This is a genomic window from Streptomyces sp. NPDC111520 (assembly GCF_055635295.1).
In genome coordinates this window covers 1-22,236 of the sequence record NZ_JBVKBW010000002.1, presented here as the reverse complement: position 1 = coordinate 22,236, position 22,236 = coordinate 1, and the positions used below count along the sequence as shown (strand labels likewise).

Below are 22,236 nucleotides of genomic sequence, written 5' to 3'. Positions count from 1 at the left end.
CCGCACCACCAGGCGCAGGCGCAACCGCCTCCCGACGCCGAAGGGTTGGTCCCCCGCCCGATGACTTCCGCAGCCCCGGTCCCCGAGGCCGTACCGCTGTCCGAGTTCTGGGCGGAAGCGCTGTGCTTCGCCCAGTTGTGCACGCTCTCCCCCGAGGACGGCGGACTGCTCGCCGCCGACGCGTTCGAACGCGGCCTGGACCTGACGTCCGACGCCATGGACCCCGCGCCCGGACCGGGACTGCCGCCGCTGCCGCTGCTCCTGACCGCCGTACGGGACACCGCCGCGGACTGGCAGGCCCGGGGCGAGGGGGACAGCCTGCACCCGGAGTTCCGGATCTGGCTCAACGCGGAACGCGCCGCACGCCGCGGCAGGGCGGCGCGCCCCGAGCCGCTGGCCCTGCGCGGCCTGCGGGACATGGCGGAGGCGGACGCGGCACTGCTCTGGTTCGCCGAGGTCGAGTGCCGCCCCGCGGCCGTCACCGCCCGCACGCTGGGCATCGACGCCGCCGCCGCGGAGCGGGAGACCGACCGGGCCCGGCAGGACTTCCGGGACCGCTGCCTCCGCGCCCACCAGGAGGAACCGCCCTCCGACGAGTGCCAGGGCTACGCCCGGTTGCTGGACGCGGCCACCCGGATGCCCGTCGACGCGGCGCCTGAGGACCTGCGCAGGCACCTGCGCGGCTGCGCGGACTGCGCGCGGGCCGCCGTCTGCCTGACCCCGTTCGGCGGCGGCCCGGCAGAGGCGCTGGCCGAGGGGGTGCTGGGCTGGGCGGGTCCCGCCTACCTGGAGGCCCGGCGCCGGGCGGCCGGGCGGGGCGCCGTGCCGCCCCCGCCGTCGCGACGGGCGGCCCGTACCGCCCGTGCCTCCCGTACCGTGCGGGCCTCCCGTGCCGTGCGGGCCGGGCGCCGGATACCCGGGGGCAGGGCCGCCGTGGCCGGGGCGGTCGCGGCGCTGGCCGCCGTGGTCTGCCTGACGGCCCTGGTCACCGCCGACGACTCCGCCCCCCGCTCCGCCGAGGCCGCGCCGACGGCCCAGGGCGGCAACGACGGCGCCGCCCCCGACGGTCCCGGTTTCCCGCCGCTGCCGTCCCCGGGCGCGTCCGGCGCCTCCGGGGCGGTCGAGCCCGGCGGGAGCGCGCGGTTCCCCGAGGAGATCGAGCCCTCCGCCGCCGAGCACACCATCCCCGCCGCCGACCGCGTGCCGTCCTCCAGCGCGCCGCCCGCCCAGGAGGCCCCGGCGAAGCCGCCGGCGCCGTCCTGCACGGTCACCTACGAGGTGACCGACCGCTGGTACGACGGCTTCCAGGCCGAGGTCACCCTGACGACCCGCAAGGACCTCCACGGCTGGACGGTCGGCTGGCGGTACTCCGACGGCCGGCGCGTGACCCAGATGTGGGACGCCGGCTTCTCCCAGCGCGGCGGTACGGTCACCGCCCGGGCCGAGGACTACAACCGAGACGTCCGGGCGGGCGGTTCGGTCACCTTCGGGCTGGTCGGCACCCGGTCCGGCACGTCCTCCCCGCCCACGGGCTTCACCCTCGACGGCGCGTCCTGCGCCACCGGCTGACGGCCCCGTACGCGACCGGGCCGGAGGGGCGGCCCGAAACCGCCCCTCCGGCCCGTACGGCCCTGCTCGCGACGCCTAGCTCAGACCGTTGTTGATCGCGGTGATCAGCTCACCGTTGCCCGTGTCGCCGCTGAACTCCCAGAAGAACGCGCCGCCGAGGCCCTGGTTCTTCACGTAGGCCATCTTGCCCGCGATGGTCGACGGGGTGTCGTAGCTCCACCAGTTGTTGCCGCAGTGCGCGTACGCGGTGCCCGCGACGGTACCGGTGGCCGGGCAGGTGTTCTTGAGGACCTTGTAGTCCTCGTTGCCCGCCTCATAGGTGCCCGGGGCGGCGCCGGTCGCCGAGCCTCCCGGGGCGGACTGGGTGACGCCGGTCCAGCCGCGGCCGTAGAAGCCGATGCCCAGGTTGAGCTTGTTCGACGGGATGCCCTTGCCCTTCAGCTTCTGGATCGCCGCGTCGGAGTAGAACCCGGCGATCGGGATGCCGCTGTAGGAGGTGAGCGGGGAGTGCGGGGCGGTCGGGCCGTCCGCGTCGAAGGCGCCGAAGTAGTCGTACGTCATCACGTTGTAGTAGTTGACGTACTGCGCGGCGCCCGCGTAGTCCGCGGCGTCGATCTTGCCGCCGTTGGTGCCGTCGGCGGTGATGGCCGCGGTGACCAGGTTGTTGGAGCCGAACCTGGTACGCAGCGCGGACATCAGGGTCTTGAAGGACGAGGCCCCGCTGGTGTCGCAGGACAGGCCGCAGGCGTTCGGGTACTCCCAGTCGATGTCGATGCCGTCGAAGACGTCGGCCCAGCGCGGGTCCTCGACCAGGTTGTAGCAGGAGTTGGCGAAGGCGGTCGGGTTGGCGGCCGCCTGGCCGAAGCCGCCGGACCAGGTCCAGCCGCCGAAGGACCAGAGGATCTTGATGTTCGGGTACTGCTTCTTCAGCTTGCGCAGCTGGTTGAAGCTGCCGCGCAGCGCCCCGGTGTCCCAGGTGTCGGCAACGCCGTCGACGCTCTGGTCGGCGGTGTAGGCCTTGTCGTAGTCGGCGTAGGAGTCGCCGATGGCGCACTGGCCGTTGGTGACGTTGCCGAAGGCGTAGTTGATGTGGGTCAGCTTGCTCGCCGAGCCCGAGGTCACCAGGTTCTTGACGTGGTAGTTGCGGCCGTAGACGCCCCACTCGGCGAAGTAGCCGAGGCGGATCTTGCTCCCCGCGGGGCCGGTGGGGGTCGGCGTCGGGGTCGGCGTGGGCGTCGGGGTGGGGGTCGGCGTCGGAGTCGGGGTGGGCGTCGGGTCGCCGCCACCACCGCCGGTGCAGGAGCCGCCGCTCAGCTTGCAGCCGCTCGGGCTGCCGCTACCGGCGCCGTTGAAGCCGAAGCTGATGCTGGCGCCCGGGGCCAGGGTGCCGTTCCAGCTCTTGTTCCTGGCGGTCCAGTGGGTGCCGGAGCCGGTCACGTCGGCGTCCCACGCCGAGGTCACCGAGGTGCCGGCGGGGAAGTCCCACTCGACGGTCCAGCTGCTGATCGGCGATGAACCGCCGTTGGTGATCGTCCACTTGCCCTCGAACCCCGTGCCCCAGTCCTGGGTCTTGGTGTACGTGGCGGTGGTACCCGCGGCATGGGCCGGTGTGGCCAGGCCGACGAGTGCGGCGAGCGGGAGCAGCAGCGCGGTGAGTCCCGCGGCGGCTGTGGTCCTGATGCGTCTGGTGCGTGGAGTGCGTGGGGTGTCTCCAGTGCTCAAGGGTGCTCCTCGAGTGGGGGGCCGACGGGGAAACCAGTGCCGCCTGGTGGACGGTTGACGCCATGTCATGCCCACCACAGTTCCCTGGCAGGGTAGAAAGGTCTGGACCAGATGGCAATAGGTCTGGACCATCCCCGTCCCCGGGCCGGCAGCACGACGCCCCGGCGACGATGCCGGGGCGTGCGGGCGTGCGGGTGAACGGGCGTACCGGTGACGGGGAACAGGCGTACGCGCGCGGCGGACCCCGGCGTCAGGCCGGCCCGCCCACCGTCACCGTGTCGATGCCGATGTCGATGCCCACGTCGGGACCGTGGCCGTCGAGGAACTGCTCGGCCCAGATGATCTTCCCCTCGTCCGTGTAGCGGGTGCCCCACCGCTGCGCGAACTGCGAGATCAGGAACAGCCCGCGACCGCCCTCGTCGGTGGTGCGCGGGTGCCGCAGGTGCGGCGAGGTGCTGCTGGCGTCGGAGACCTCGCAGATCAGCGCGCGTTCCAGGATCAGCCGGAGGCGGATCGGACCGGAACCGTGCCGGATCGCGTTGGTGACCAGCTCGCTGACGACCAGTTCGGTGGTGAAGGCGAGGTCGCCCAGGCCCCAGTCCTCCAGCTGCCTGGTGGACAGCGCTCGCGCCCGGCCCACGACCGCGGGGTCGGCGGGCAGGTCCCAGGAGGCCACCCGGCCGAGGTCCAGGCAGCGCGTCCTGGCCAGCAGCAGCGCCACGTCGTCGTGCGGGCGGGCGGGGGCCAGTTCGTCGACGACACCGCGGCACAGCGCGTCCAGCGGCACGTCCTCCGCCTCCAGGGCGGCCCGCAGCCGGCTCCGCCCGCTGTCCGGCACGTCCCCCGCGCCCTCCACCGGCGCGACCAGGCCGTCGGTGTACAGCGCGAGGACGCTGCCCTCCTCCATCTGCAACTCGGTCGCCTCGAAGGGCAGTCCCCCCAGGCCCAGCGCCGGGCCGATGGGCAGCTCGGGGAAGCGGACGGCCTCCCCGCCCTCGGCCCCGCACCGCTCGCCCGCGGGCCGGAGCACGGCGGGCGGCAGATGGCCGGCACTGGCCATGACGCAGTGCCTGCTGACCGGGTCGTACGTCACGTACAGGCAGCTCGACCCGAGCGCGCTGCCGCCGACCCCGACGGTCGCGGACTCCCCGGCCTCCCGGGACACCTGGACGACCAGGTCGTCCAGGTGCGCCAGCAGCTCCTCCGGCGGCAGGTCGAGGTCGGCCAGCGTCCGCACCGCCGTACGCAACTGGCCCATCGTCGCGGCCGCCTCGATGCCGTGGCCCACCACCTCCCCCACCACCAGCGCGACCCGCGCCCCGGACAGCGGGATGACGTCGAACCAGTCGCCGCCCACGCCCGACAGCTCGTCCGCCGGCCGGTAGTAGGTGGCGACCTCCACCGCGTCCTGCGGGGGGAAGGTGTGCGGCAGCAGGCTGCGCTGCAGCACGAGGGCCGCGTCCCGTTCCCGGGTGTAGCGGCGCGCGTTGTCCAGGCAGACCGCGGCCCTGGCGACGACCTCCTCCGCCAGCCGCAGGTCCTCCCCGTCGAAGGGGTCGGCCCGGCGCACCCGGAAGAAGAGGGTCACGCCGAGGGTGACCCCGCGGGCCCGGATCGGCACCACCATCGCCGTGTGCAGGCCGAGTTCACCGAAGTGGAGCACCCGGTCGCCGGCCGGGCCCGCGGCCCACTCCCGCTCCAGCGGGTCCAGCCGCGAGCTGAGCCAGGACGTGCCGTCGGTCAGGCAGCGGATCGGCGGGGTGTCCTCCTGGTACGCGGAGACCGCCCCGATGCCGAACGCCGGGTGGGGCTCACCCTGCCGCGCCGACCGCATCCCGCCGCGGCGCAGCGGCACGGTGACCGCGTCGCCCAGCGGACCGGGCTGTGGCTCCGCGCCCTTGATGACCGACTCCAGCAACTCGACCGCCACGTAGTCGGCGAGGTCCGGCACGACCACGTCCGCCAGGTCCTGCGCGGTGTGCATCACGTCCAGGGTGCGGCCGATGTGCTCGCTGGCCCGGTCCAGCAGCGACAGCCGCTTCCTGGCCCGCCAGCGGTCGCTGATGTCCACCACGGAGTAGCAGACGCCCACGGGGACGCCGCGCTCGTCCTCCAGCCGCACGAAGGACATCGCGTGCGCCTGCTCGCGGCGCGGGTCGGTTCGGAACCGTCCGACGTGCTCGTAGTCGATCACCGGAACGCCCGTCTCCAGGACCTGGCGCATCTGCGCCTCCAGGACCGTGGCGTTCAGGCCCGGCTGGATCTCCGCGAGCCGGCGGCCCAGCCGCTCCTGGGAGGGGCCGCCGCCGAAGCGCTCCAGTGCCGCGTTCGACCAGACGCAGCGCAGTTCGGTGTCGACCACGGCCAGCCCGATCGGTGTCTGGCCCACGATCCGCTCCAGCATCGTCGGGGTCATCCCGGACGCCGACGACCGGGCGGTGCTGCGGGACTCCGCCGCCAGGACCATCCAGCGGGCGGACGAGCCGCCGACGCCCTCCGGGAGCCCGGCCACCCGTACGCCCAGCGTGACCCTCAGGCCGTCGTCGCGACGCAGCCGCAGCGCGCCCGTCCAGCCGCCCTCGGTACGGCAGCGCTCGGCGATCTCCGGCGGCCGTGCGGCGTCCTCCGGGGCGAGCAGGCCCACCGCGGGGGTGCCGATGACGTCCGCCGCCCGGCGGCCGAGCAGCCGCTCGGCGGCGGGGGGCCAGGTCAGCAGCTTCCCTTCGGCGTCGAGCAGCAACGTGACGGCGTCCGCCACGCCCGCGTCCACGCGTTCCTCGGGAGTCCCCATGGCCAGCCACTCCGTATCCGCCCGCAACGTTACGCTCCGCTCACCGTTCTTGTTCTTCCCGCCCGAGGGGTGCCGCTCACGGCGTCACGGGAAGCGGGGAGGGCGGGTCGGAGAACGGGCCGGCTGCCTGCCGGAGCCCGTGGCCGGGGCGGGAGGGGAAGGCGGAGGGGAACGGCCCGCGGAGCACGCCCGGCGGGAACCGGTCCTCGGGGCGGACGGCGGCCCCCGCGGGGGCGGGCGGCGCGAGGAGAAACCGGCCGAAGAGCACCGGGACGTCCATCAAGACCTCCGGAGTACGCCCCCGGTGTCCCCCGTGTCCCCCGCGAATCAGGTTACTCGTCGGTCCCGGTCACCGCCCCCCGCGTGCGTACCGCCGTATCGCGAGCGGGACGAAGACCGCGAGCAGCGCCGGCCGGCCCACCGAGGCCGCGACCGGTACGTCGACGAGCCGGCGCCCGGCCGTCGGCACGGACGCCCCGGGCCGGGCGACGGCACCAGGAACCGGGTGCCGGTGCGGGTGAGGTGCGGCCCTTCCCGGCGGGCTCGGGCTACCCTGCTCGGAAGGCCCGAAGGAGGGGGTGCTGCCGGTGTCCGGGCGTCGACTGCGAGCCCTGCGCGCACTGAGGAACTCGGCGAAGGAGAGGACCAGGACGGCGAGGACGGCCCGCCCCGCCCGGCCGTCCGCACCCCCGGCCGGGGACGGCGACGCCTCCCTGGAGCCGCGGATCGCGGAGACCGCGGTCGCCGGCGTGAGCAGCGTGATGGACGCGGCCCTCTACCGCGACGGCCGCCGCATCGCCACCCCCTCCTCGCTCGCCGAGGCGTACACCCAGTTGCGCGCGGAGCCGGGCGCGATGGCGTGGATCGGGCTCTACCGGCCGAGCGAGGCCGAGCTGGTGTCGCTGGCGAAGGAGTTCGACCTGCACCCGCTGGCCCTGGAGGACGCGATCCAGGCCCACCAGCGCCCCAAGCTGGAGCGCTACGGCGAGACCCTCTTCGTCGTCCTGCGCGCCGCCCGTTACCTGGACGCCCCGGAGGAGGTCGACTTCGCCGAGCTGCACATCTTCGTCGGCCCCGGCTTCGTGCTGACCGTCCGCCACGGCGCGGCCCCCGACCTGTCCGCCGTGCGGCGCCGCATGGAGAGCAACCCCGAACTGCTGACGCTCGGGCCGGAGGCGGTGCTCTACGCGATACTCGACACGGTCGTCGACGGCTACGCGCCGGTCGTCGCGGGGGTCGAGAAGGACATGGAGGAGAGCGAGATCCAGGTCTTCGGCGGCGACCCGCAGGTCTCCCGCCGGATCTACGAGCTCTCCCAGGAGGTGCTGGAGTTCCAGCGCGCGACCCGCCCGCTCGTCCCCATGCTGGACGGGCTGCAAGCGGGCTTCGTGAAGTACGGCACCGACGAGGAACTGCAGCGCTACCTGCGCGACGTGGCCGACCACGTCACGCACACCATCGAGCGGGTGGACGGCTTCCGGCAGGCGCTCGGCGACCTGCTCACCCTCAACGCGACCCTCGTCGCGCAGCAGCAGAACGCCGAGATGCGGGCGCTCGCGGAGGCCGGCTTCGAGCAGAACGAGGAGATCAAGAAGATCTCCGCCTGGGCCGCCATCCTCTTCGCGCCCACCCTCGTCGGCACGATCTACGGCATGAACTTCGACCACATCCCCGAGCTGCACTGGCTGCTCGGCTACCCCTTCGCGATCCTGCTGATGGGCGTGGTCTGCGTCAGCCTCTACCTGGTCTTCAAGCGGCGCGGCTGGCTGTGAGGGCCCCGGGCCGGGCCCGGCCCGCTCGGATCCTGGGGGGGCTCAGATCCTGGGGTGCGCGGGCACCCGGGTGACCTCCTCGATCTCGTGCGCCGCCTTGCCGAGGAGCTGACGGGCGAGGTCGTTGAGGGCCCTGGCCGCCGCGAGTTCCTCGCCGACCCGTTCCTGCTCGGGGTCGGAGGGATGCCGGTTGGCGTGGCCGTGCGACCGGACCTCAGTGCCGTCCGGGAGGCGGAGCAGCGCGGCGGCCTTCGTCCGCGCGCCGTCCTCCCGGAAGTCCATCTCTATGTGCCATCCGACGAGGGTCTGCATGACGGAACACCTCCAGCGGTCCCGGTGTCTCCTTCCAGCGTGCTCCCTATCGCGGAAGTACTCCACCAGGGTGACGATGGAGCCAAAGGAAATCGGTCCACGCCACAAGGAGGCGCCGTCATGACCACCGCACTGGACATCATGCACCCCGGCGCCATGTGCGTAGGGGAGCGGGAGAGCCTCACCGACGCGGCCCGGATCATGCGCGAGCAGGACATCGGCTCGCTGCCGATCTGCGGGGACGACGACGTGCTGGTCGGCATCGTCACCGACCGGGACATCGTGCTGAAGTGCGTCGCCGAGGGACGCGACCCGGCCGAGGTCACCTGCGGCGAGCTGGCCATGGGCCGGCCGCAGATCATCGAGGGGGACGAGCAGATCGACCGGGTGCTGGAACTGATGGAGGAGTACCGGGTGCGCCGGCTGCCGGTGATCGACCATCCCGCGCACCGCCTCATCGGCATGATCAGCGAGGCCGACGTGGCCCGCCACCTGCCGCAGGAACGGGTCGCCGAGTTCGTGTCGGCCGTCTGCTCGGACTGACCCACGGCCGTGTGGACGGGGCGGTCACGGCCGCCCGATCCGGGCGAGCGCCTCGTCCACGCTCGGCACCGGCCGGAAGGCCTTCAGCAGCCCGGTGGCGCGCAGGACCCTGAGGGTCGGGGGCCGGGCGCAGACGAACTGCACCCGCCCGCCGTTGCCGTGGACCCGGCTCCGTACCCGGCACAGCGCAGCGAGTCCGGAACAGTCGATGAAGTCGACCGGCCCCAGGTCGACGACGAGGTCCGTGCGGGGGGCGCGGGTCAGCGCGTCGAGCAGCGGAGTGATCTCGATCGCCGCCACGATGTCGATCTCCCCGCTGAGTTCGACCACGACGCACCCGTCGGTCGTGCGGGTCCGCAGGTACGGGCTCACCGGAGCATGAGATCACCGGGCCGATGACCCGACCAATGCGTCAAGGTCCACTTCACTCGATCGAGTGAGATCTGTGAAAAGCTGCAAAACCCCTGTTCAGAGGGGCCGACGCGGCACCCGGCGGGTGCCGCCGGGCACGCTCAGATGTCGCGGAGGACGGCGTTCAGCCGGTCCCTGGTGGCCTCCGGGGAGAGGCAGTCGGCGCGGAGCTTCGCCATGACGACGCGGTACTGGTCGACCTCCTCGCGCTTGTCGATGTACATCGCCCCGGTGAGCTGCTCCACGTAGACGACGTCCGGCACGTCGGACTCCGGGAAGGTCAGCTGGGTGAAGGTACCGCTGGCCCCGGCGGAGTACCCGGTGAACTCCAGCGGCAGCAACTGCACCGTCACGTGGGGGTGCTCCGAGACCTCGGCCAGGTGCGCGACCTGGGCCCGCATCACCTCACGCCCGCCGAACCTGCGCAGCACGACGGCCTCGTCCATCACCGCCACGATCTCCGGGGCGAGTTCCGAGCCGAGCAGCTTCTGGCGCTTGTGCCGCAGGTCCAGCCGGCGTTCCACCTCGTCGGCGGGGGCGTCCGGGTGGCCCAGTTCGATGACGGCGCGGGTGTAGTCGTCGGCCTGCAGCAGTCCGTGCACGAACTGCGTCTCGAAGGACCGGATGACCGAGGCGGACTCCTCCAGGCCCACGTAGGTCTGGAACCACTGCGGCAGGACGTCGCCGAAGCCGTGCCACCAGCCGGCGACGTTGGCCTCCCGCACCAGCCCGAGCAGCCCCGTGCGCTCGGCGTCGTCGGTGATGCCGTAGAGGGTGAGCAGATCGGCCACGTCGCGCTCCTTGAAGCTCACGCGCCCGAGCTCCATGCGGCTGATCTTCGACTCGGACGCCCGGATGGAGTAGCCGGCGGCCTCACGGGTGATGCCCTGCGCCTCGCGCAGCCTGCGCAGCTGCGAGCCCAGGAGGATGCGGCGCACCATGGATCCGCTTCCTGACTGCACTGTGGTCATTTGCGCCTACCTTCTCCCCCGTGGCATCCAGCAGTCTGCCATCTTCGCGCTGCGTTCAGTACTCGATCGGTCACGCTCGATCGTCACTTCCGCACCACCCGCCCGTGTCATGCAAATGCACGTGCATCCGCCCCTTGCATCGGCCACCGGCCGTACGGGACGATGACGTACGTGCCGATACCGGGTGGTGCGCATGTGGACTGAGAGCTCGGCCGGGGTGCAGCCCTTATGGGACGGGCTGGTTCCGGAGCGCCTTTCGTCGTCGAGCGCCACCTCCTGCCCGCTGCCGCCCCGGTACGAAGCGGTCGGTGACGCACGAAGATTCGCGCGGACGACGCTGCACGCCTGGCAGCTCGAGGAGCTCCAGGACGGCATCGAACTCGTCGCCTCCGAACTGGTGACCAACGCCCTGCGCTACGCACTGCCCGAGGACGCGGCCCACGGGTGCGTCAGGCTCAGCCTGGTCAGATGGTCAACGCGCGTAGTCTGCGCGGTCCGTGACCCGAGCAACCACGGACCCGTCGCCAAGGCCCCCGACTTCGTCGCCGAGTCCGGACGCGGGCTGCACCTGGTGGAGTCCTTCAGCGAGACCTGGGGCTGGCATCCCCTGACCGGCACGGGAAAGGTCGTCTGGGCCCTCTTCCGCATGCCCGGACAGGACGACGGCACGTCCCGTTGAACCGTGCCGGGGACGACCGGGGTCAGTTCGCCACGAAGTGATCGAACTCCCCGTTCTTCATCCCCACGATGAGGGATTCGATCTCGTCCTTCGTGTATATCAGCGCCGGTCCGTCCGGAAAACGCGAATTGCGCACCGCCACGTCGCCGTCCGGAAGCGCGGCCAGTTCCACGCACTGACCGTTCGCATTGCTGTGCCGGCTCTTCTGCCACACCACTCCGCGGAGATCGGACGCGGCCATGCCGTTGTACGTGTGGCGCATGCTTCTCTCCAGGTAAGTGCCGTGCAGGACACGGGAGATGATAGCCAGAGACGTAGTCACGTGCATCTGCACGTGCAAGTGCACGTGCAGTCACTCAGGGTGAATGCAGCGGCCAATGAAGGGCCAACGAACCGCCCGACGGAATTGCTCCCACCGTATGCGACGGCCCCGTCCGGGAATCGGATTCCCGGCCGGGGCCGTTTAATGCCGGAGCCGCCCGCGGCGGCCGCCGTCACTCCTGACCGGCGGGAACGGTGCCGAGCCGGCCGGCCTTGAAGTCGTCGAAGGCCTGGGCGAGTTCGGCGTGGGTGTTCATCACGAACGGGCCGTACTGCATCATCGGCTCACGGATCGGCAGCCCGCCCAGAAGGACGACCTCGAAGTTCGGGCTGCGCGTTTCCTGGGACTCGTCGGCGCGGATCGTGAGGGAATCGCCGCGCCCGAAGACCACGGCCTGCCCCATGCGGAAGGGCCGGCCCTCCGGGCCCGCGGTGCCGCGGCCGGCGAGGCCGTACGCGAGGGCGTTGAAGTCCGCGCGCCAGGGGAGCGTGAGCTCCGCGCCGGGGTTCACCGAGACGTGCAGCATGGTGATCGGGGTATGCGTGGCGCCCGGGCCCTCGTGGCCGTCGATGTCGCCGGCGATGATCCGGATGAGCGCGCCGCCGTCCTCCGACGCCAGCAGCTTGACGCTGCCGCCGCGGATGTCCTGGTACTTCGGCGCGATCATCTTGTCCTTGGCGGGCAGGTTGACCCACAGCTGCAGACCGTGGAACAGGCCGCCGCTCATGACCAGCGCCTCGGGCGGGGTCTCGATGTGGAGCAGCCCGCTGCCGGCCGTCATCCACTGCGTGTCGCCGTCGGTGATGGTGCCGCCGCCGCCGTGGGAGTCCTGGTGGATGAACGCGCCGTCCATGATGTAGGTGACGGTCTCGAAGCCGCGGTGCGGGTGCCAGGGCGTGCCCTTGGGCTCTCCGGGCGCGTACTCCACCTCACCCATCTGGTCCATCATGATGAACGGGTCGAGGTTCTTGTAGTCGATGCCCGCGAAGGCGCGGCGGACGGGGAAGCCCTCCCCCTCGAAGCCGCTGGGGGCGGTGGTCACCTGCAGTGCACGCCGCCGTACCGCGTCGGCGGGGGCGTGGACGCGCGGCAGGGTCAACGGGTTCTCGACGGTCACTGCGGGCATGGCCTGGATCCTCCTCGTATTGTTCAACGTTCAACATAGTTGAACGCTGAACTTCCCGCAACCGTTCCCCGGCCTTTGTCCGGTTTCCGTGGCCTGCGGCGGGATCAGCCGTACATCCGCCGCATGGTGAACTCCACCATCTGCTCGACCGCCTTGGCGTCGAACACCATCCGGTGCTCGCCCTCCATGTCCAGCACGAAGCCGTAGCCGGTCGGCAGCAGGTCCAGCACCTCGGCGCCCGTGATCACGAAGTACTTGGACTCCTTGCCCGCGTAGCGGCGCAGCTGCTTCAGCGAGGAGAACATGGGGATCACCGGCTGCTGCGTGTCGTGCAGCGCCAGGAAACCGGGGTTGTCGCCGCGCGGGCAGTAGACCTTGGACGTGGCGAAGACCGCCTGGAAGTCCTCCGCCGACATCGAGCCCGTCGTGAAGGCGCGGACCGCGTCCGCCAGCGAGGGCGGTGACGGCTCGGGGTAGCTCGCACCCATCGCGGCCCCGCCCATCGGCGGCGCCGCCCCTGCCATCCCGTTCTGGTCGTAGCCGTACACGGCACACAGCGTATCGGGCCGCTAGGCCCGGACGGGAGCCTCGTGGAGTTCGAACCAGATCGCCTTGCCCTCGCCCAGCGGATCCACGCCCCAGGCGTCCGACATCTCCTGCAGGAGCAGCAGTCCGCGCCCGGAGGCCGCCAGCTCGCCCGGGTTGCGGCGGTGCGGCATGTCGTCGCTGCGGTCGGCCACGTCGACCCGCAGCCGCCGGACGCCCGGAACGCCGAGCAGCTGCGCGCCCAGCACCGCGTCGTCGTCGGTGTGCAGCAGCACGTTGGTGACCAGCTCCGACACCAGCAGCACGGCCGCGTCCACCTGTTCCCCCGACGTCCAGTCGTGCAGCAGCGCGCGGACCTCCTCCCGGGCCGCCCGCAGCTGCCGGGCGTCGGTCTGGGCGACGGTGAGCACACTGCGCCGCACCGGGACCTCGCCCCGCGTCCCGACGGGGTCGCGGCGCACCAGCAGCAGCGCGATGTCGTCCTCGCGGCGGTCGGCGAGCGGGCCGGTCAGATGGTGCGAGGCCGGCCCGTGCACCGCCTCCACGAGCGTGTCGGCGAGTGCCTCCAGCCCGTCGTCGACCGTGTCCTCCAGCACCGAGCGCACCCGCTCGAAGCCGGTGTCCAGGTCGTGGCCCCCGGTCTCGATCAGGCCGTCCGTGCAGATCAGCATCGTCTCGCCGGGCTCCAGGGTGAGCCGCGTGGTCGGGTAGTCGGAGTCGGGCACGACCCCCAGCGGGAGCCCGCCGGCCGTCCGCCGGACGATCGTCGTACCGTCCGCCAGCCGCACGACCGGGTCCAGATGGCCGGCCCGCACCACGTCCAGGGTGCCGCTCGCCGGATCGAACTCCATGTAGAGGCAGGTGGCGAAACGGCTGTCCTCGCTCTCCTCGGAGCAGTGGGTGAGCCCGGCCAGGAAACGGGAGGTCCGGGACATCACCGCGTCCGGGCGGTGCCCCTCGGCGGCGTACGCGCGCAGCGCTATGCGCAACTGCCCCATCAGCCCCGCCGCGCGCACGTCGTGGCCCTGTACGTCCCCGACGACCAGCGCGGTGCGCCCGGACGGCAGGTCGATCACGTCGTACCAGTCGCCGCCCACCTGCAGCCCGCCGCCGGTCGGCACGTAGCGGGCGGTCAGCGCCATCCCCTCGACGGCCGGCCGGCGTCCCGGCAGCATCGCGCGCTGCAGGCCCGCGGACAGCTCCCGTTCGGACTCGTGCAGATGCGCCCTGGACAACGCCTGGGCGAGCATCCGGGCGACGGTGGTCAGCACCGACCGCTCGTCCGCGGTGAACGCGACGCGTTCCCGGAAGGCCGCCATCCACGCGCCGATCGTGCGGCCCGCGACGACCAGCGGCACGTACGCCCAGGACGACCGCCCGAAGTCCCGCACCAGCGGCCACGTCGCCGGGAAGCGTTCCTCGTACGCCTGGGGGCTCTGCAGGTACACCGCCCGGCCGGTGCGCACCACGACCGCCGCCGGGTACTCCGTGCCGAGCGGCATGTCCAGGAAGGGCGCCTCGTCGCCCGGCCGCTGCCCGTGGAACCCGATGGCGCGGAGCCGGTCGCCCTGAACGCCGAAGACGGCGAGGCGGTCGGGGGAGAACCCCGGCATGGACAGGTGGGCGGCCACGCGGAGCACCTCCTCGGTGCTGTCCGCCTCCGCCAGCGCCCGGCCCGCGTCCAGCAGGAAGGCCTCGCGGGACCGACGCCAGTCGGCCGGTGCGGCCGGGGCCGTCACGGCGGGCCGGGCGCCGGTGCCCGCGCCGACGATCCCGTGGACCGCGGCCGCCTCCTGCAGCGTCCCGACGATCTCCTGCGGCCGGCCGTCCGCGGAGGGGAGCCCGAAGGTGCGCATCACGACCGTGCGGACGACCCGTCCGTCCTCGCGGACCACGCGCAGCGAGGACTCCGAGGAGGTGCCCTCGGCCACCGCCAGGGCGACCGCCGCCGACATGTCCACGTAGTCGGAGGCGTGGTAACGGGCCCGGGTCACGCCCGAGTGGACCCTCTGCGGCCGGGGCGGAAGTCCGAGCAGCCCGGCGCACACGGCGTCGAGCTCCACCATGTCCGTGGCGCTGTCCCAGCGCCAGACACCCGTGCCGAGCGAGGCCAGCACGTCCTCGATGCGCATTCGCATAGTTTATGGTTTTTCGCGGCTTTCATCCGAATGGGGTCGGGCGCGCGTACCCCCGTAGACTGGGGAGGCCTCATCCCCGAACTTCAGACGACTTGGATGAACGATGCATCGGTACCGGTCCCACACCTGCGGTGAGCTGCGCGCCACCGACGTAGACGCGGAAGTGCGCCTGAGTGGTTGGCTGCACAATCGCCGGGATCTGGGCGGCATCCTGTTCGTCGATCTCCGGGACCACTACGGGGTGGTCCAGCTGGTCGCCCGGCCGGGCACGCCCGCGTACGAGGCACTGAGCCACCAGTCCAAGGAGTCCGTGCTGCGCGTCGACGGCCGCGTCGTCGCCCGTTCGGAGGAGAACGTCAACCCCGACCTGCCCACCGGCGCGGTCGAGGTCGAGGTCACCGAGCTGGAGGTGCTCGGCGCCGCCGACCAGCTGCCGTTCCCGGTCTTCCCCGAGGACAACGCCAACGAGGAGATGCGGCTCACCAACCGCTTCCTCGACCTGCGCCGCGCCCGCATGCACCGCAACATCATGCTGCGCACCCAGGTCATCAGCTTCCTGCGGCGGGAGATGACGGCGCTCGGCTTCAACGAGCTGGCCACCCCGATCCTGTCCGCGACCTCGCCCGAGGGCGCGCGCGACTTCCTGGTGCCCTCCCGCGTGCACCCCGGTACCTTCTACGCGCTCCCGCAGGCCCCGCAGCAGTTCAAGCAGCTGCTGATGATCGCGGGCTTCGACCGCTACTTCCAGATCGCGCCCTGCTTCCGCGACGAGGACAGCCGCGCCGACCGCTCGCCCGGCGAGTTCTACCAGCTCGACGTCGAGATGAGCTTCGTCGAGCAGGAGGACGTCTTCCAGGTCATCGAGAAGGTCATGACCGACCTCTTCGAGGAGTTCGGCGGCGGCCGCCACGTGACCTCCCCGTTCCCGCGGATCCCGTTCCGCGAGTCGATGGTCAAGTACGGCAACGACAAGCCCGACCTGCGTGCCCGCCTGGAACTGGTGGACGTCTCCGCGGTCTTCGCCGACTCCGGCTTCAAGGCCTTCGCCGGCAAGCACGTCCGGGCCCTGCCGGTGCCGGACACCGCCGAGCAGCCGCGCAAGTTCTTCGACAACCTCGGCGACTACGCCGTCGAGCAGGGCGCCAAGGGCCTGGCCTGGGTCCGGGTCGGCGACGACCTCACCCTCACCGGCCCGATCGCCAAGTTCCTCACCGAGGACGACGTCAAGTCGCTGCTCGCGGCCGTCGACGCCAAGCCGGGCCACGCGATCTTCTTCGGCGCGGGCGAGTTCGACGAGGTCTCCAAGATCATGGGCGCCGTCCGGGTCGAGGCCGCGAAGCGGGCCGGCCAGTTCGAGGAGGACGTCTTCCGCTTCTGCTGGATCGTCGACTTCCCGATGTTCGAGAAGAACGAGGACACCGGCCAGGTCGAGTTCTCCCACAACCCGTTCTCCATGCCGCAGGGCGGCCTGGAGGCGCTGGAGACCAAGGACCCGCTGGACATCCTGGCCTGGCAGTACGACATCGTCTGCAACGGCGTGGAGCTGTCCTCCGGCGCCATCCGGAACCACGAGCCCGCGATCATGTACAAGGCCTTCGAGATCGCCGGCTACGACCGGGACACCGTCGAGCACGAGTTCGGCGGCATGCTCCGCGCCTTCCACTTCGGCGCCCCGCCGCACGGCGGCATCGCCCCGGGCGTCGACCGCATGGTCATGCTGCTCGCGGACGAGCCCAACATCCGCGAGACCATCGCCTTCCCGCTCAACCAGAACGCCCAGGACCTGCTCATGGGCGCCCCGAGCCAGGTCGACGAGGCCCGCCTGAAGGAGCTGCACCTCGCGCTGCGGCTCCCCCCGGAGAAGAAGGCCTGACGGCCCGCACCACGTCGTGACGCCGAGGGGCCCGGAACCATGCGGTTCCGGGCCCCTCGCGTCCGCCCGCGTCCCGTGCCGCCCGGCCGGTCGGTCCCCGTCAGCCGACGACCTCGACCGCGCAGCGGATGCCGGAAGCCCGGGCCATCCGCCCGTCGGTCGTGAGGAGCGGGCAGCCGTACGCCTCCGCGGCGGCCACGTACGCCGCGTCGTACGCCGTGAGGTTGCCTCGGAGTTCCCAGACGCGGGGCAGCAGAACGCGGGTCATCGGGACAACGGGGTCGAGCCCGCAGAGTGCCTCCACCGCGTCCGCGGCATGACCTGCCGTGATCTTTCCGCCGAGCAGATTGCCCCGTATCACGGACATCACTTCGATCGTCCAGTGATGTGGCGCGATCCACCGGTCGTCCTCAGCCAGGGCGCTTCGGCAACGCTCACCGGTCGTGCCTTCGTCCAGGAGCGAAAAGGCGAAGACCGAGGCATCGACGACGATCACTCGTCGCCTCCCGGCACACCGAGTTGCGCGTCCCGCTCGGCCCTCGCCGTACGCAACACGTCCATGACGTCGCCTTCGGCGAGCCGGGTGCCGTACGCGGACCGCGAGAACCGCTCGAGGACGGCCAGGTTGTCCCTGCGTCGCACCTCGTCGCGCACGAGGTCGAACAGGTATGCCTGAAGCGACTGGCCGCGTTCCTCCGCTATGGCCGCAAGGCGGTCGCGAAGTTCCTCGGGCACGTCACGGATCTGGAGAGCAACCATACGGACAGTGTCGCACGCCTGCATGCACATGTGCATGCAGGCGCCCGGCGGGACGTCGGGCGGCCGCCCCGCTCAGCCGTCCAGGGCGACGAGGGCGACGACCGGGTGGGCGGGGTCGCTGTCGTCGACGGCGACGCCGCGGCTGTAGGCGCCGTGCGCCGCCGCCGCGGGGACGTGGTCGCCGGCGTAGCGGGCGTTCGCCAGGCCACCGGCGGCGCGGCGGCAGGGGTCGGCCGGGGGCTCGCCCACGCGCAGCGCCTGGACGTCGGGGCCGAGCGCACCGAAACCGGAACCGGAGAGGAACCCCTCCAGGCCGTCGGCCGTCGTACGGAAGCTCAGTTCGAGCTCGTGCGCGCCGGACAGCCCGCCGCCCTGCGCGAGGTAGTGCACGTCCCGCCGGTCGTCCGGCAGCCGCAGGCCGAAGCGCCGGGCGGCCGCCTCCAGCGTGACGTTGCTGCCGCGGCACGCGCCGTCCGCGTCCGGGGCCGCGCCGGAGCGGCGGTCGCCCGAACCGGTCAGCGAGACCGCGACGATCACCCCGGCCACCAGCAGGACCAGGGTCAGGCCCACCGCCAGGATCAGCACCACTGGGGACCTGTCCCTGGCCTCGGTGGGCATCAGGCGGCCTCCGGCTCCCCGCCGAAGCGCTCGCGGTAGGACTCCAGGTCCTCCTCGGTGATCTTCGCGAAGAGCACCGGCGGGACGGTGAAGGACGTCCCGGCCGGGACGGCGGCCAGGGCGCGGGCCTCCTCGGGGGTGACCCAGACCGCGGTGTCGTCCGCCAGGGCGAAGGCACCGCGCATCGCGGCGGCCGTGGCCGGGATGAAGGGCTCGGAGACGACCGCGTAGAGGTGGATCAGGTTCATGGCCGTGCGCAGGGTCAGGGCGGCGCCGTCGGCGTCCGTCTTGATCTCCAGCCAGGGGGCCTTCTCCTCCAGGTAGGAGTTGCCGGCGCTCCACAGGGCCCGCAGTGCCTGCGCGGCCTTGCGGAACTGCAGGTCCTCCATGTGCCGCTCGTACTCGGCGAGGAGCTCCGCGATCTGCTCGCCCAGGCGCCGCTCGGCCTCCCCGGCCTCCTTGCCCGCGGGCACCTCGTCGCCGAAGCGCTTGCGGGAGAAGGACAGCACCCGGTTGACGAAGTTGCCGAGGGTGTCGGCGAGGTCCTTGTTGACGGAGGCCGCGAAGTGCTCCCAGGTGAAGGAGGTGTCGTCGGACTCGGGCGCGTTCGCGATCAGGAAGTAGCGCCAGTAGTCGGCGGGCAGGATCCCCAGGGCCGCGTCGGTGAAGATGCCGCGCCGCTGCGAGGTGGAGAACTTGCCCCCGTAGTAGGTGAGCCAGTTGAAGGCCTTGACGAAGTCGACCTTCTTCCACTTGTCGCGGGTGCCCAGCAGGGTGGCCGGGAACATCACGGTGTGGAAGGGGACGTTGTCCTTGGCCATGAACTCGGTGTAGCGGACGTCGGTGTCGACGTCGTACCACCAGGAGCGCCAGTCGCGCGGCTCGCCGTCGGCGGCGGCGTCCGACCACTCCTTGGTGGCGCCGATGTATTCGATCGGCGCGTCGAACCAGACGTAGAAGACCTTGCCCTCGGCCGCCAGGTCCGGCCAGGTGTCGGCCGGCACCGGCACGCCCCAGTCCAGGTCGCGGGTGATCGCGCGGTCCTGGAGGCCCTCGGTCAGCCACTTGCGGGCGATGGAGGAGGCGAGCGTCGGCCAGTCCTTGCCGTGCTCGTCGACCCAGGCCTCGACCTCGTGGGAGAGCTTGGACTGGAGCAGGAAGAGGTGCTTGGTCTCGCGGACCTCCAGCCGGCTGCTGCCGCTGATCGCGGAGCGCGGCTCGATCAGGTCGGTCGGGTCAAGGACGCGGGTGCAGTTCTCGCACTGGTCGCCGCGCGCCTTGTCGTAGCCGCAGTGCGGGCAGGTGCCGACGATGTAGCGGTCGGGCAGGAAGCGCTCGTCGTCCAGGGAGTAGACCTGGCGGATGGCGCGCTCCTCGATGAAGCCGTTCTCCTTGAGCTCCCGGGCGATGGCCTGGGTGATCTCCCGGTTCTGCGGCGAGGAGCTGCGGCCGAAGTAGTCGAAGGAGAGTGCGAAGCCGTCGTAGACCGCCTTCTGCGCGTCGTGCTGCTGGGCGCAGAACTCGGCGACCGGGAGCCCGGCCTCCTGCGCGGCGAGCTCGGCCGGGGTGCCGTGCTCGTCGGTGGCGCAGATGTAGAGGACCTCGTGGCCGCGCTGGCGCAGGTAACGGGAGTAGACGTCGGCCGGGAGCATGGACCCCACCATGTTGCCCAGGTGCTTGATCCCGTTGATGTACGGAAGGGCGCTGGTGATGAGGTGTCGAGCCATTGCCGGCTGCTCCCAAGTCGCTACTGTGGGTGAGGATTTCCTCTACGGACCGTCAATATCGTATCCGACCGCGGCGGGCCACCCGTTCGCCTTTTCCGGCATGCGGACAGCGGACCCCCCGTGATCCGCTGGACGGGTGGACGCGCCCCTTCTGCCGGCCTCCGCGCGACGGACGGCCGCGTGGTGCGGCGTCGTGCTCCTGGTGGCCGGGGTGGGCGCGCTCGCGGTCTGGCTCGTCGTCACCTTCGCGGCGGTGGTCACGCCCGTCCTGCTGGCCCTGCTGGGCAGCGCCCTGCTGGGCCCGCTCCACCGGAGACTGCGGGCCGCACGGGTGCAGCGGTCGCTGGCCGCGGCGCTGACCTGCGTGGTGCTGGTGCTGTTCGTGGCCGGCGCGGGGTACGTCGTGGTGCACAGCCTGCTGGACACCGGCGACGAGATCGTGGCCTCGCTCAAGGACGTGGCCCGCAAGGTGCTGCCGCGCCTGGGCGCCACGGGGACCTCGCTGAACGACACCATCGACAGCCTCAAGTCCTTCGCCACCAAGTACGGGGCCCGCGCGGCCTCCGGGGTGGTGTCCGGGATCAGCATCGTGGGCCAGGTGATCGCGACCGCCGTGCTGGCACTGCTGCTCACCTTCTTCTTCCTGCGCGACGGCGCCCGCTTCCCCGGCCTGCTGCGCGACGCCGCACCCGGTCGCACCGGGCCGCTGCTGGAGCGGATCGCGCGCCGCTCCTTCGGGGCCGTCGAGGGCTTCATGCGGGGGACGACGGTCATCGCGCTGATCGACGCCACGCTGATCGGCATCGGCCTGCTGATCCTGGGGGTGCCGGGGGCGGTGGGGCTGGCCGCGCTGGTCTTCGTCGGCGCCTACATCCCGTACCTGGGGGCGTTCATCTCGGGCGCGGTGGCGGTGCTCGTCGCCCTCGCCGACCGGGGGTGGGTGATCGGCGTCTGGGCGCTGGGGGTGGTGCTGGCGGTGCAGGTGCTGGAGGGGCACGTGCTGCAGCCGATGGTGCAGAGCCGCACGGTGCAGATGCACCCGGCCGTCGTGCTGCTGGCGATCACCGCGGGGGCGAGCCTCGCGGGCATCCTCGGGATGCTGCTGGCGGTGCCGGTCACGGCGGCCGCCGTAGGGGCCCTGGACGAACTACGGCGCCAGGAGCCGGACGTTCCTCCAGAAGTCGAAGGCCCTCCGTCACGTCCGGCCGGATAGGGGTTGTTTTTATTACCCGCGGGTAGCATCATTACCGACTGGTAAGTGATAAAGCTGCGAGGACTGCGCACCCTTCCCGCCGTCCGACCGACCCCGACGGAGCCGTCGCCATGGGCCACTACAAGTCAAACCTTCGCGACATCGAGTTCAACCTCTTCGAGGTCCTCGGACGCGACAAGCTGTACGGGACCGGCCCGTTCGCCGAGATGGACGTCGAGACCGCCAAGGACATCCTGGGCGAGGTCGCGCGCCTCGCGGAGAACGAGCTCGCCGACTCCTTCGCGGACGCCGACCGCAACCCGCCGGTCTTCGACCCGGCGACCAGCACCGCCCCGGTGCCGGACTCCTTCAAGAAGAGCTACAAGGCCTTCATGGCCTCGGAGTACTGGCGCCTCGGCCTGCCCGAGGGCATCGGCGGCACCACCGCCCCGCCGTCCCTGATCTGGTCGTACGCGGAACTGATCCTCGGCTCCAACCCGGCCCTGTGGATGTACTCCTCCGGCCCGGCCTTCGCCCGCATCCTCTTCGAGGAGGGCAACGAGGTCCAGAAGAAGATCGCCTCGATCGCCGTCGAGAAGACCTGGGGCTCCACCATGGTCCTCACCGAGCCGGACGCCGGCTCGGACGTGGGCGCCGGCCGCACCAGGGCCGTCGAGCAGGAGGACGGCTCCTGGCACATCGAGGGCGTGAAGCGCTTCATCACCTCCGGCGAGCACGACATGGAGGAGAACATCCTCCACTACGTCCTCGCCCGCCCCGAGGGCGCCGGCGCCGGCACCAAGGGCCTGTCCCTCTTCCTCGTCCCGAAGTACCTCTTCGACTTCGAGACCGGCGAGCTGGGCGAGCGCAACGGCGTCTACGCCACGAACGTCGAGCACAAGATGGGGCTGAAGGCCTCCAACACCTGCGAGATGACCTTCGGCGACAAGCACCCCGCCAAGGGCTGGCTGATCGGCGACAAGCACGACGGCATCCGCCAGATGTTCCGCATCATCGAGTTCGCCCGCATGATGGTCGGCACGAAGGCGATCTCCACCCTCTCCACCGGCTACCTCAACGCGCTGGAGTACGCCAAGGAGCGCGTGCAGGGCCCGGACCTCGCGCAGTTCACCGACAAGTCCGCGCCGAAGGTCACCATCACCCA

At 71.7% G+C, this 22,236-nt stretch carries 21 protein-coding genes; 7 read left to right on the top strand and 14 right to left on the bottom strand.

Features of this window, described 5'->3' with window-relative positions:
• Positions 1–60: 60 nt before the first annotated feature.
• Positions 61–1,569: a cellulose binding domain-containing protein gene (locus ACZ7MY_RS04095; protein ID WP_499599412.1), complete on the top strand. Its 1,509-nt coding sequence runs from the start codon at positions 61–63 to the stop codon at positions 1,567–1,569.
• A 75-nt stretch (positions 1,570–1,644) separates the two neighbouring features.
• Here the strand turns inward: ACZ7MY_RS04095 and ACZ7MY_RS04090 are convergent, their stop codons facing one another.
• The 3 genes from ACZ7MY_RS04090 to ACZ7MY_RS04080 form a co-directional block, all read right to left on the bottom strand.
• Positions 1,645–3,291, bottom strand: a complete 1,647-nt coding sequence (locus ACZ7MY_RS04090; RefSeq protein ID WP_499599411.1) for a glycosyl hydrolase family 18 protein — start codon at positions 3,289–3,291, stop codon at positions 1,645–1,647.
• Between the two features lie 250 nt (positions 3,292–3,541).
• Positions 3,542–6,082, bottom strand: a complete 2,541-nt coding sequence (locus ACZ7MY_RS04085; protein ID WP_499599409.1) for a SpoIIE family protein phosphatase — start codon at positions 6,080–6,082, stop codon at positions 3,542–3,544.
• A gap of 76 nt (positions 6,083–6,158) precedes the next feature.
• On the bottom strand, positions 6,159–6,362 hold the full coding sequence (locus tag ACZ7MY_RS04080; protein ID WP_499599407.1) for a hypothetical protein: 204 nt from the start codon (positions 6,360–6,362) through the stop codon (positions 6,159–6,161).
• A 307-nt stretch (positions 6,363–6,669) separates the two neighbouring features.
• On the opposite strand from ACZ7MY_RS04080, the gene ACZ7MY_RS04075 reads away from it, so the two are divergent.
• The gene (locus ACZ7MY_RS04075; RefSeq protein WP_499599405.1) at positions 6,670–7,854 is read left to right on the top strand and encodes a magnesium and cobalt transport protein CorA; all 1,185 of its coding nucleotides are present in this window, start codon (positions 6,670–6,672) and stop codon (positions 7,852–7,854) included.
• 42 nt (positions 7,855–7,896) lie between these two features.
• Here the strand turns inward: ACZ7MY_RS04075 and ACZ7MY_RS04070 are convergent, their stop codons facing one another.
• Positions 7,897–8,166 carry a DUF1876 domain-containing protein gene (locus ACZ7MY_RS04070; RefSeq protein WP_018559126.1) on the bottom strand — a complete coding sequence of 90 codons (270 nt, stop codon included), beginning with the start codon at positions 8,164–8,166 and terminating at the stop codon, positions 7,897–7,899.
• Between the two features lie 120 nt (positions 8,167–8,286).
• On the opposite strand from ACZ7MY_RS04070, the gene ACZ7MY_RS04065 reads away from it, so the two are divergent.
• Positions 8,287–8,709, top strand: coding sequence for a CBS domain-containing protein (locus tag ACZ7MY_RS04065; protein ID WP_499599403.1), 423 nt, complete (start codon positions 8,287–8,289; stop codon positions 8,707–8,709).
• A gap of 24 nt (positions 8,710–8,733) precedes the next feature.
• Here the strand turns inward: ACZ7MY_RS04065 and ACZ7MY_RS04060 are convergent, their stop codons facing one another.
• Together ACZ7MY_RS04060 and ACZ7MY_RS04055 are read right to left on the bottom strand one after the other, a co-directional pair.
• Positions 8,734–9,081: an STAS domain-containing protein gene (locus ACZ7MY_RS04060; protein WP_499599402.1), complete on the bottom strand. Its 348-nt coding sequence runs from the start codon at positions 9,079–9,081 to the stop codon at positions 8,734–8,736.
• A gap of 140 nt (positions 9,082–9,221) precedes the next feature.
• Positions 9,222–10,091, bottom strand: coding sequence for a Sco1979 family transcriptional regulator (locus tag ACZ7MY_RS04055; RefSeq protein WP_499599401.1), 870 nt, complete (start codon positions 10,089–10,091; stop codon positions 9,222–9,224).
• A 193-nt stretch (positions 10,092–10,284) separates the two neighbouring features.
• On the opposite strand from ACZ7MY_RS04055, the gene ACZ7MY_RS04050 reads away from it, so the two are divergent.
• Entirely contained in the window at positions 10,285–10,770 is a 486-nt protein-coding gene (locus tag ACZ7MY_RS04050) for an ATP-binding protein (RefSeq protein WP_499599399.1), read from the top strand.
• A gap of 22 nt (positions 10,771–10,792) precedes the next feature.
• Here the strand turns inward: ACZ7MY_RS04050 and ACZ7MY_RS04045 are convergent, their stop codons facing one another.
• The 4 genes from ACZ7MY_RS04045 to ACZ7MY_RS04030 form a co-directional block, all read right to left on the bottom strand.
• Entirely contained in the window at positions 10,793–11,032 is a 240-nt protein-coding gene (locus ACZ7MY_RS04045) for a DUF397 domain-containing protein (protein ID WP_499599398.1), read from the bottom strand.
• Positions 11,033–11,264: 232 nt separating this feature from the next.
• On the bottom strand, positions 11,265–12,218 hold the full coding sequence (locus tag ACZ7MY_RS04040) for a pirin family protein (RefSeq protein ID WP_499599397.1): 954 nt from the start codon (positions 12,216–12,218) through the stop codon (positions 11,265–11,267).
• 104 nt (positions 12,219–12,322) lie between these two features.
• Positions 12,323–12,766, bottom strand: a complete 444-nt coding sequence (locus tag ACZ7MY_RS04035; RefSeq protein WP_089227507.1) for an SseB family protein — start codon at positions 12,764–12,766, stop codon at positions 12,323–12,325.
• Between the two features lie 21 nt (positions 12,767–12,787).
• Entirely contained in the window at positions 12,788–14,896 is a 2,109-nt protein-coding gene (locus ACZ7MY_RS04030; protein WP_499599395.1) for an ATP-binding SpoIIE family protein phosphatase, read from the bottom strand.
• A 109-nt stretch (positions 14,897–15,005) separates the two neighbouring features.
• Here ACZ7MY_RS04030 and aspS point away from each other — a divergent pair, with 109 nt between their 5' ends.
• On the top strand, positions 15,006–16,775 hold the full coding sequence (gene aspS, locus ACZ7MY_RS04025; protein ID WP_499599393.1) for an aspartate--tRNA ligase: 1,770 nt from the start codon (positions 15,006–15,008) through the stop codon (positions 16,773–16,775).
• Positions 16,776–16,875: 100 nt separating this feature from the next.
• Here the strand turns inward: aspS and ACZ7MY_RS04020 are convergent, their stop codons facing one another.
• From ACZ7MY_RS04020 to metG, 4 genes are all read right to left on the bottom strand, one after another.
• Positions 16,876–17,271, bottom strand: a complete 396-nt coding sequence (locus ACZ7MY_RS04020) for a type II toxin-antitoxin system VapC family toxin (RefSeq protein WP_499599392.1) — start codon at positions 17,269–17,271, stop codon at positions 16,876–16,878.
• On the bottom strand, positions 17,268–17,534 hold the full coding sequence (locus tag ACZ7MY_RS04015) for a hypothetical protein (RefSeq protein WP_499599390.1): 267 nt from the start codon (positions 17,532–17,534) through the stop codon (positions 17,268–17,270). The genes ACZ7MY_RS04020 and ACZ7MY_RS04015 overlap by 4 nt, the downstream gene beginning before the upstream one ends.
• 72 nt (positions 17,535–17,606) lie before the next feature.
• Positions 17,607–18,152: a hypothetical protein gene (locus tag ACZ7MY_RS04010; RefSeq protein WP_499599388.1), complete on the bottom strand. Its 546-nt coding sequence runs from the start codon at positions 18,150–18,152 to the stop codon at positions 17,607–17,609.
• Entirely contained in the window at positions 18,152–19,879 is a 1,728-nt protein-coding gene (metG, locus tag ACZ7MY_RS04005) for a methionine--tRNA ligase (RefSeq protein ID WP_499599386.1), read from the bottom strand. The genes ACZ7MY_RS04010 and metG overlap by 1 nt, the downstream gene beginning before the upstream one ends.
• Before the next feature lie 136 nt (positions 19,880–20,015).
• On the opposite strand from metG, the gene ACZ7MY_RS04000 reads away from it, so the two are divergent.
• Together ACZ7MY_RS04000 and ACZ7MY_RS03995 are read left to right on the top strand one after the other, a co-directional pair.
• The gene (locus ACZ7MY_RS04000; protein ID WP_499599385.1) at positions 20,016–21,092 is read left to right on the top strand and encodes an AI-2E family transporter; all 1,077 of its coding nucleotides are present in this window, start codon (positions 20,016–20,018) and stop codon (positions 21,090–21,092) included.
• 110 nt (positions 21,093–21,202) lie between these two features.
• A partial coding sequence (locus ACZ7MY_RS03995; protein ID WP_499599384.1) for an acyl-CoA dehydrogenase family protein occupies positions 21,203–22,236 on the top strand: 1,034 nt, incomplete at its 3' end.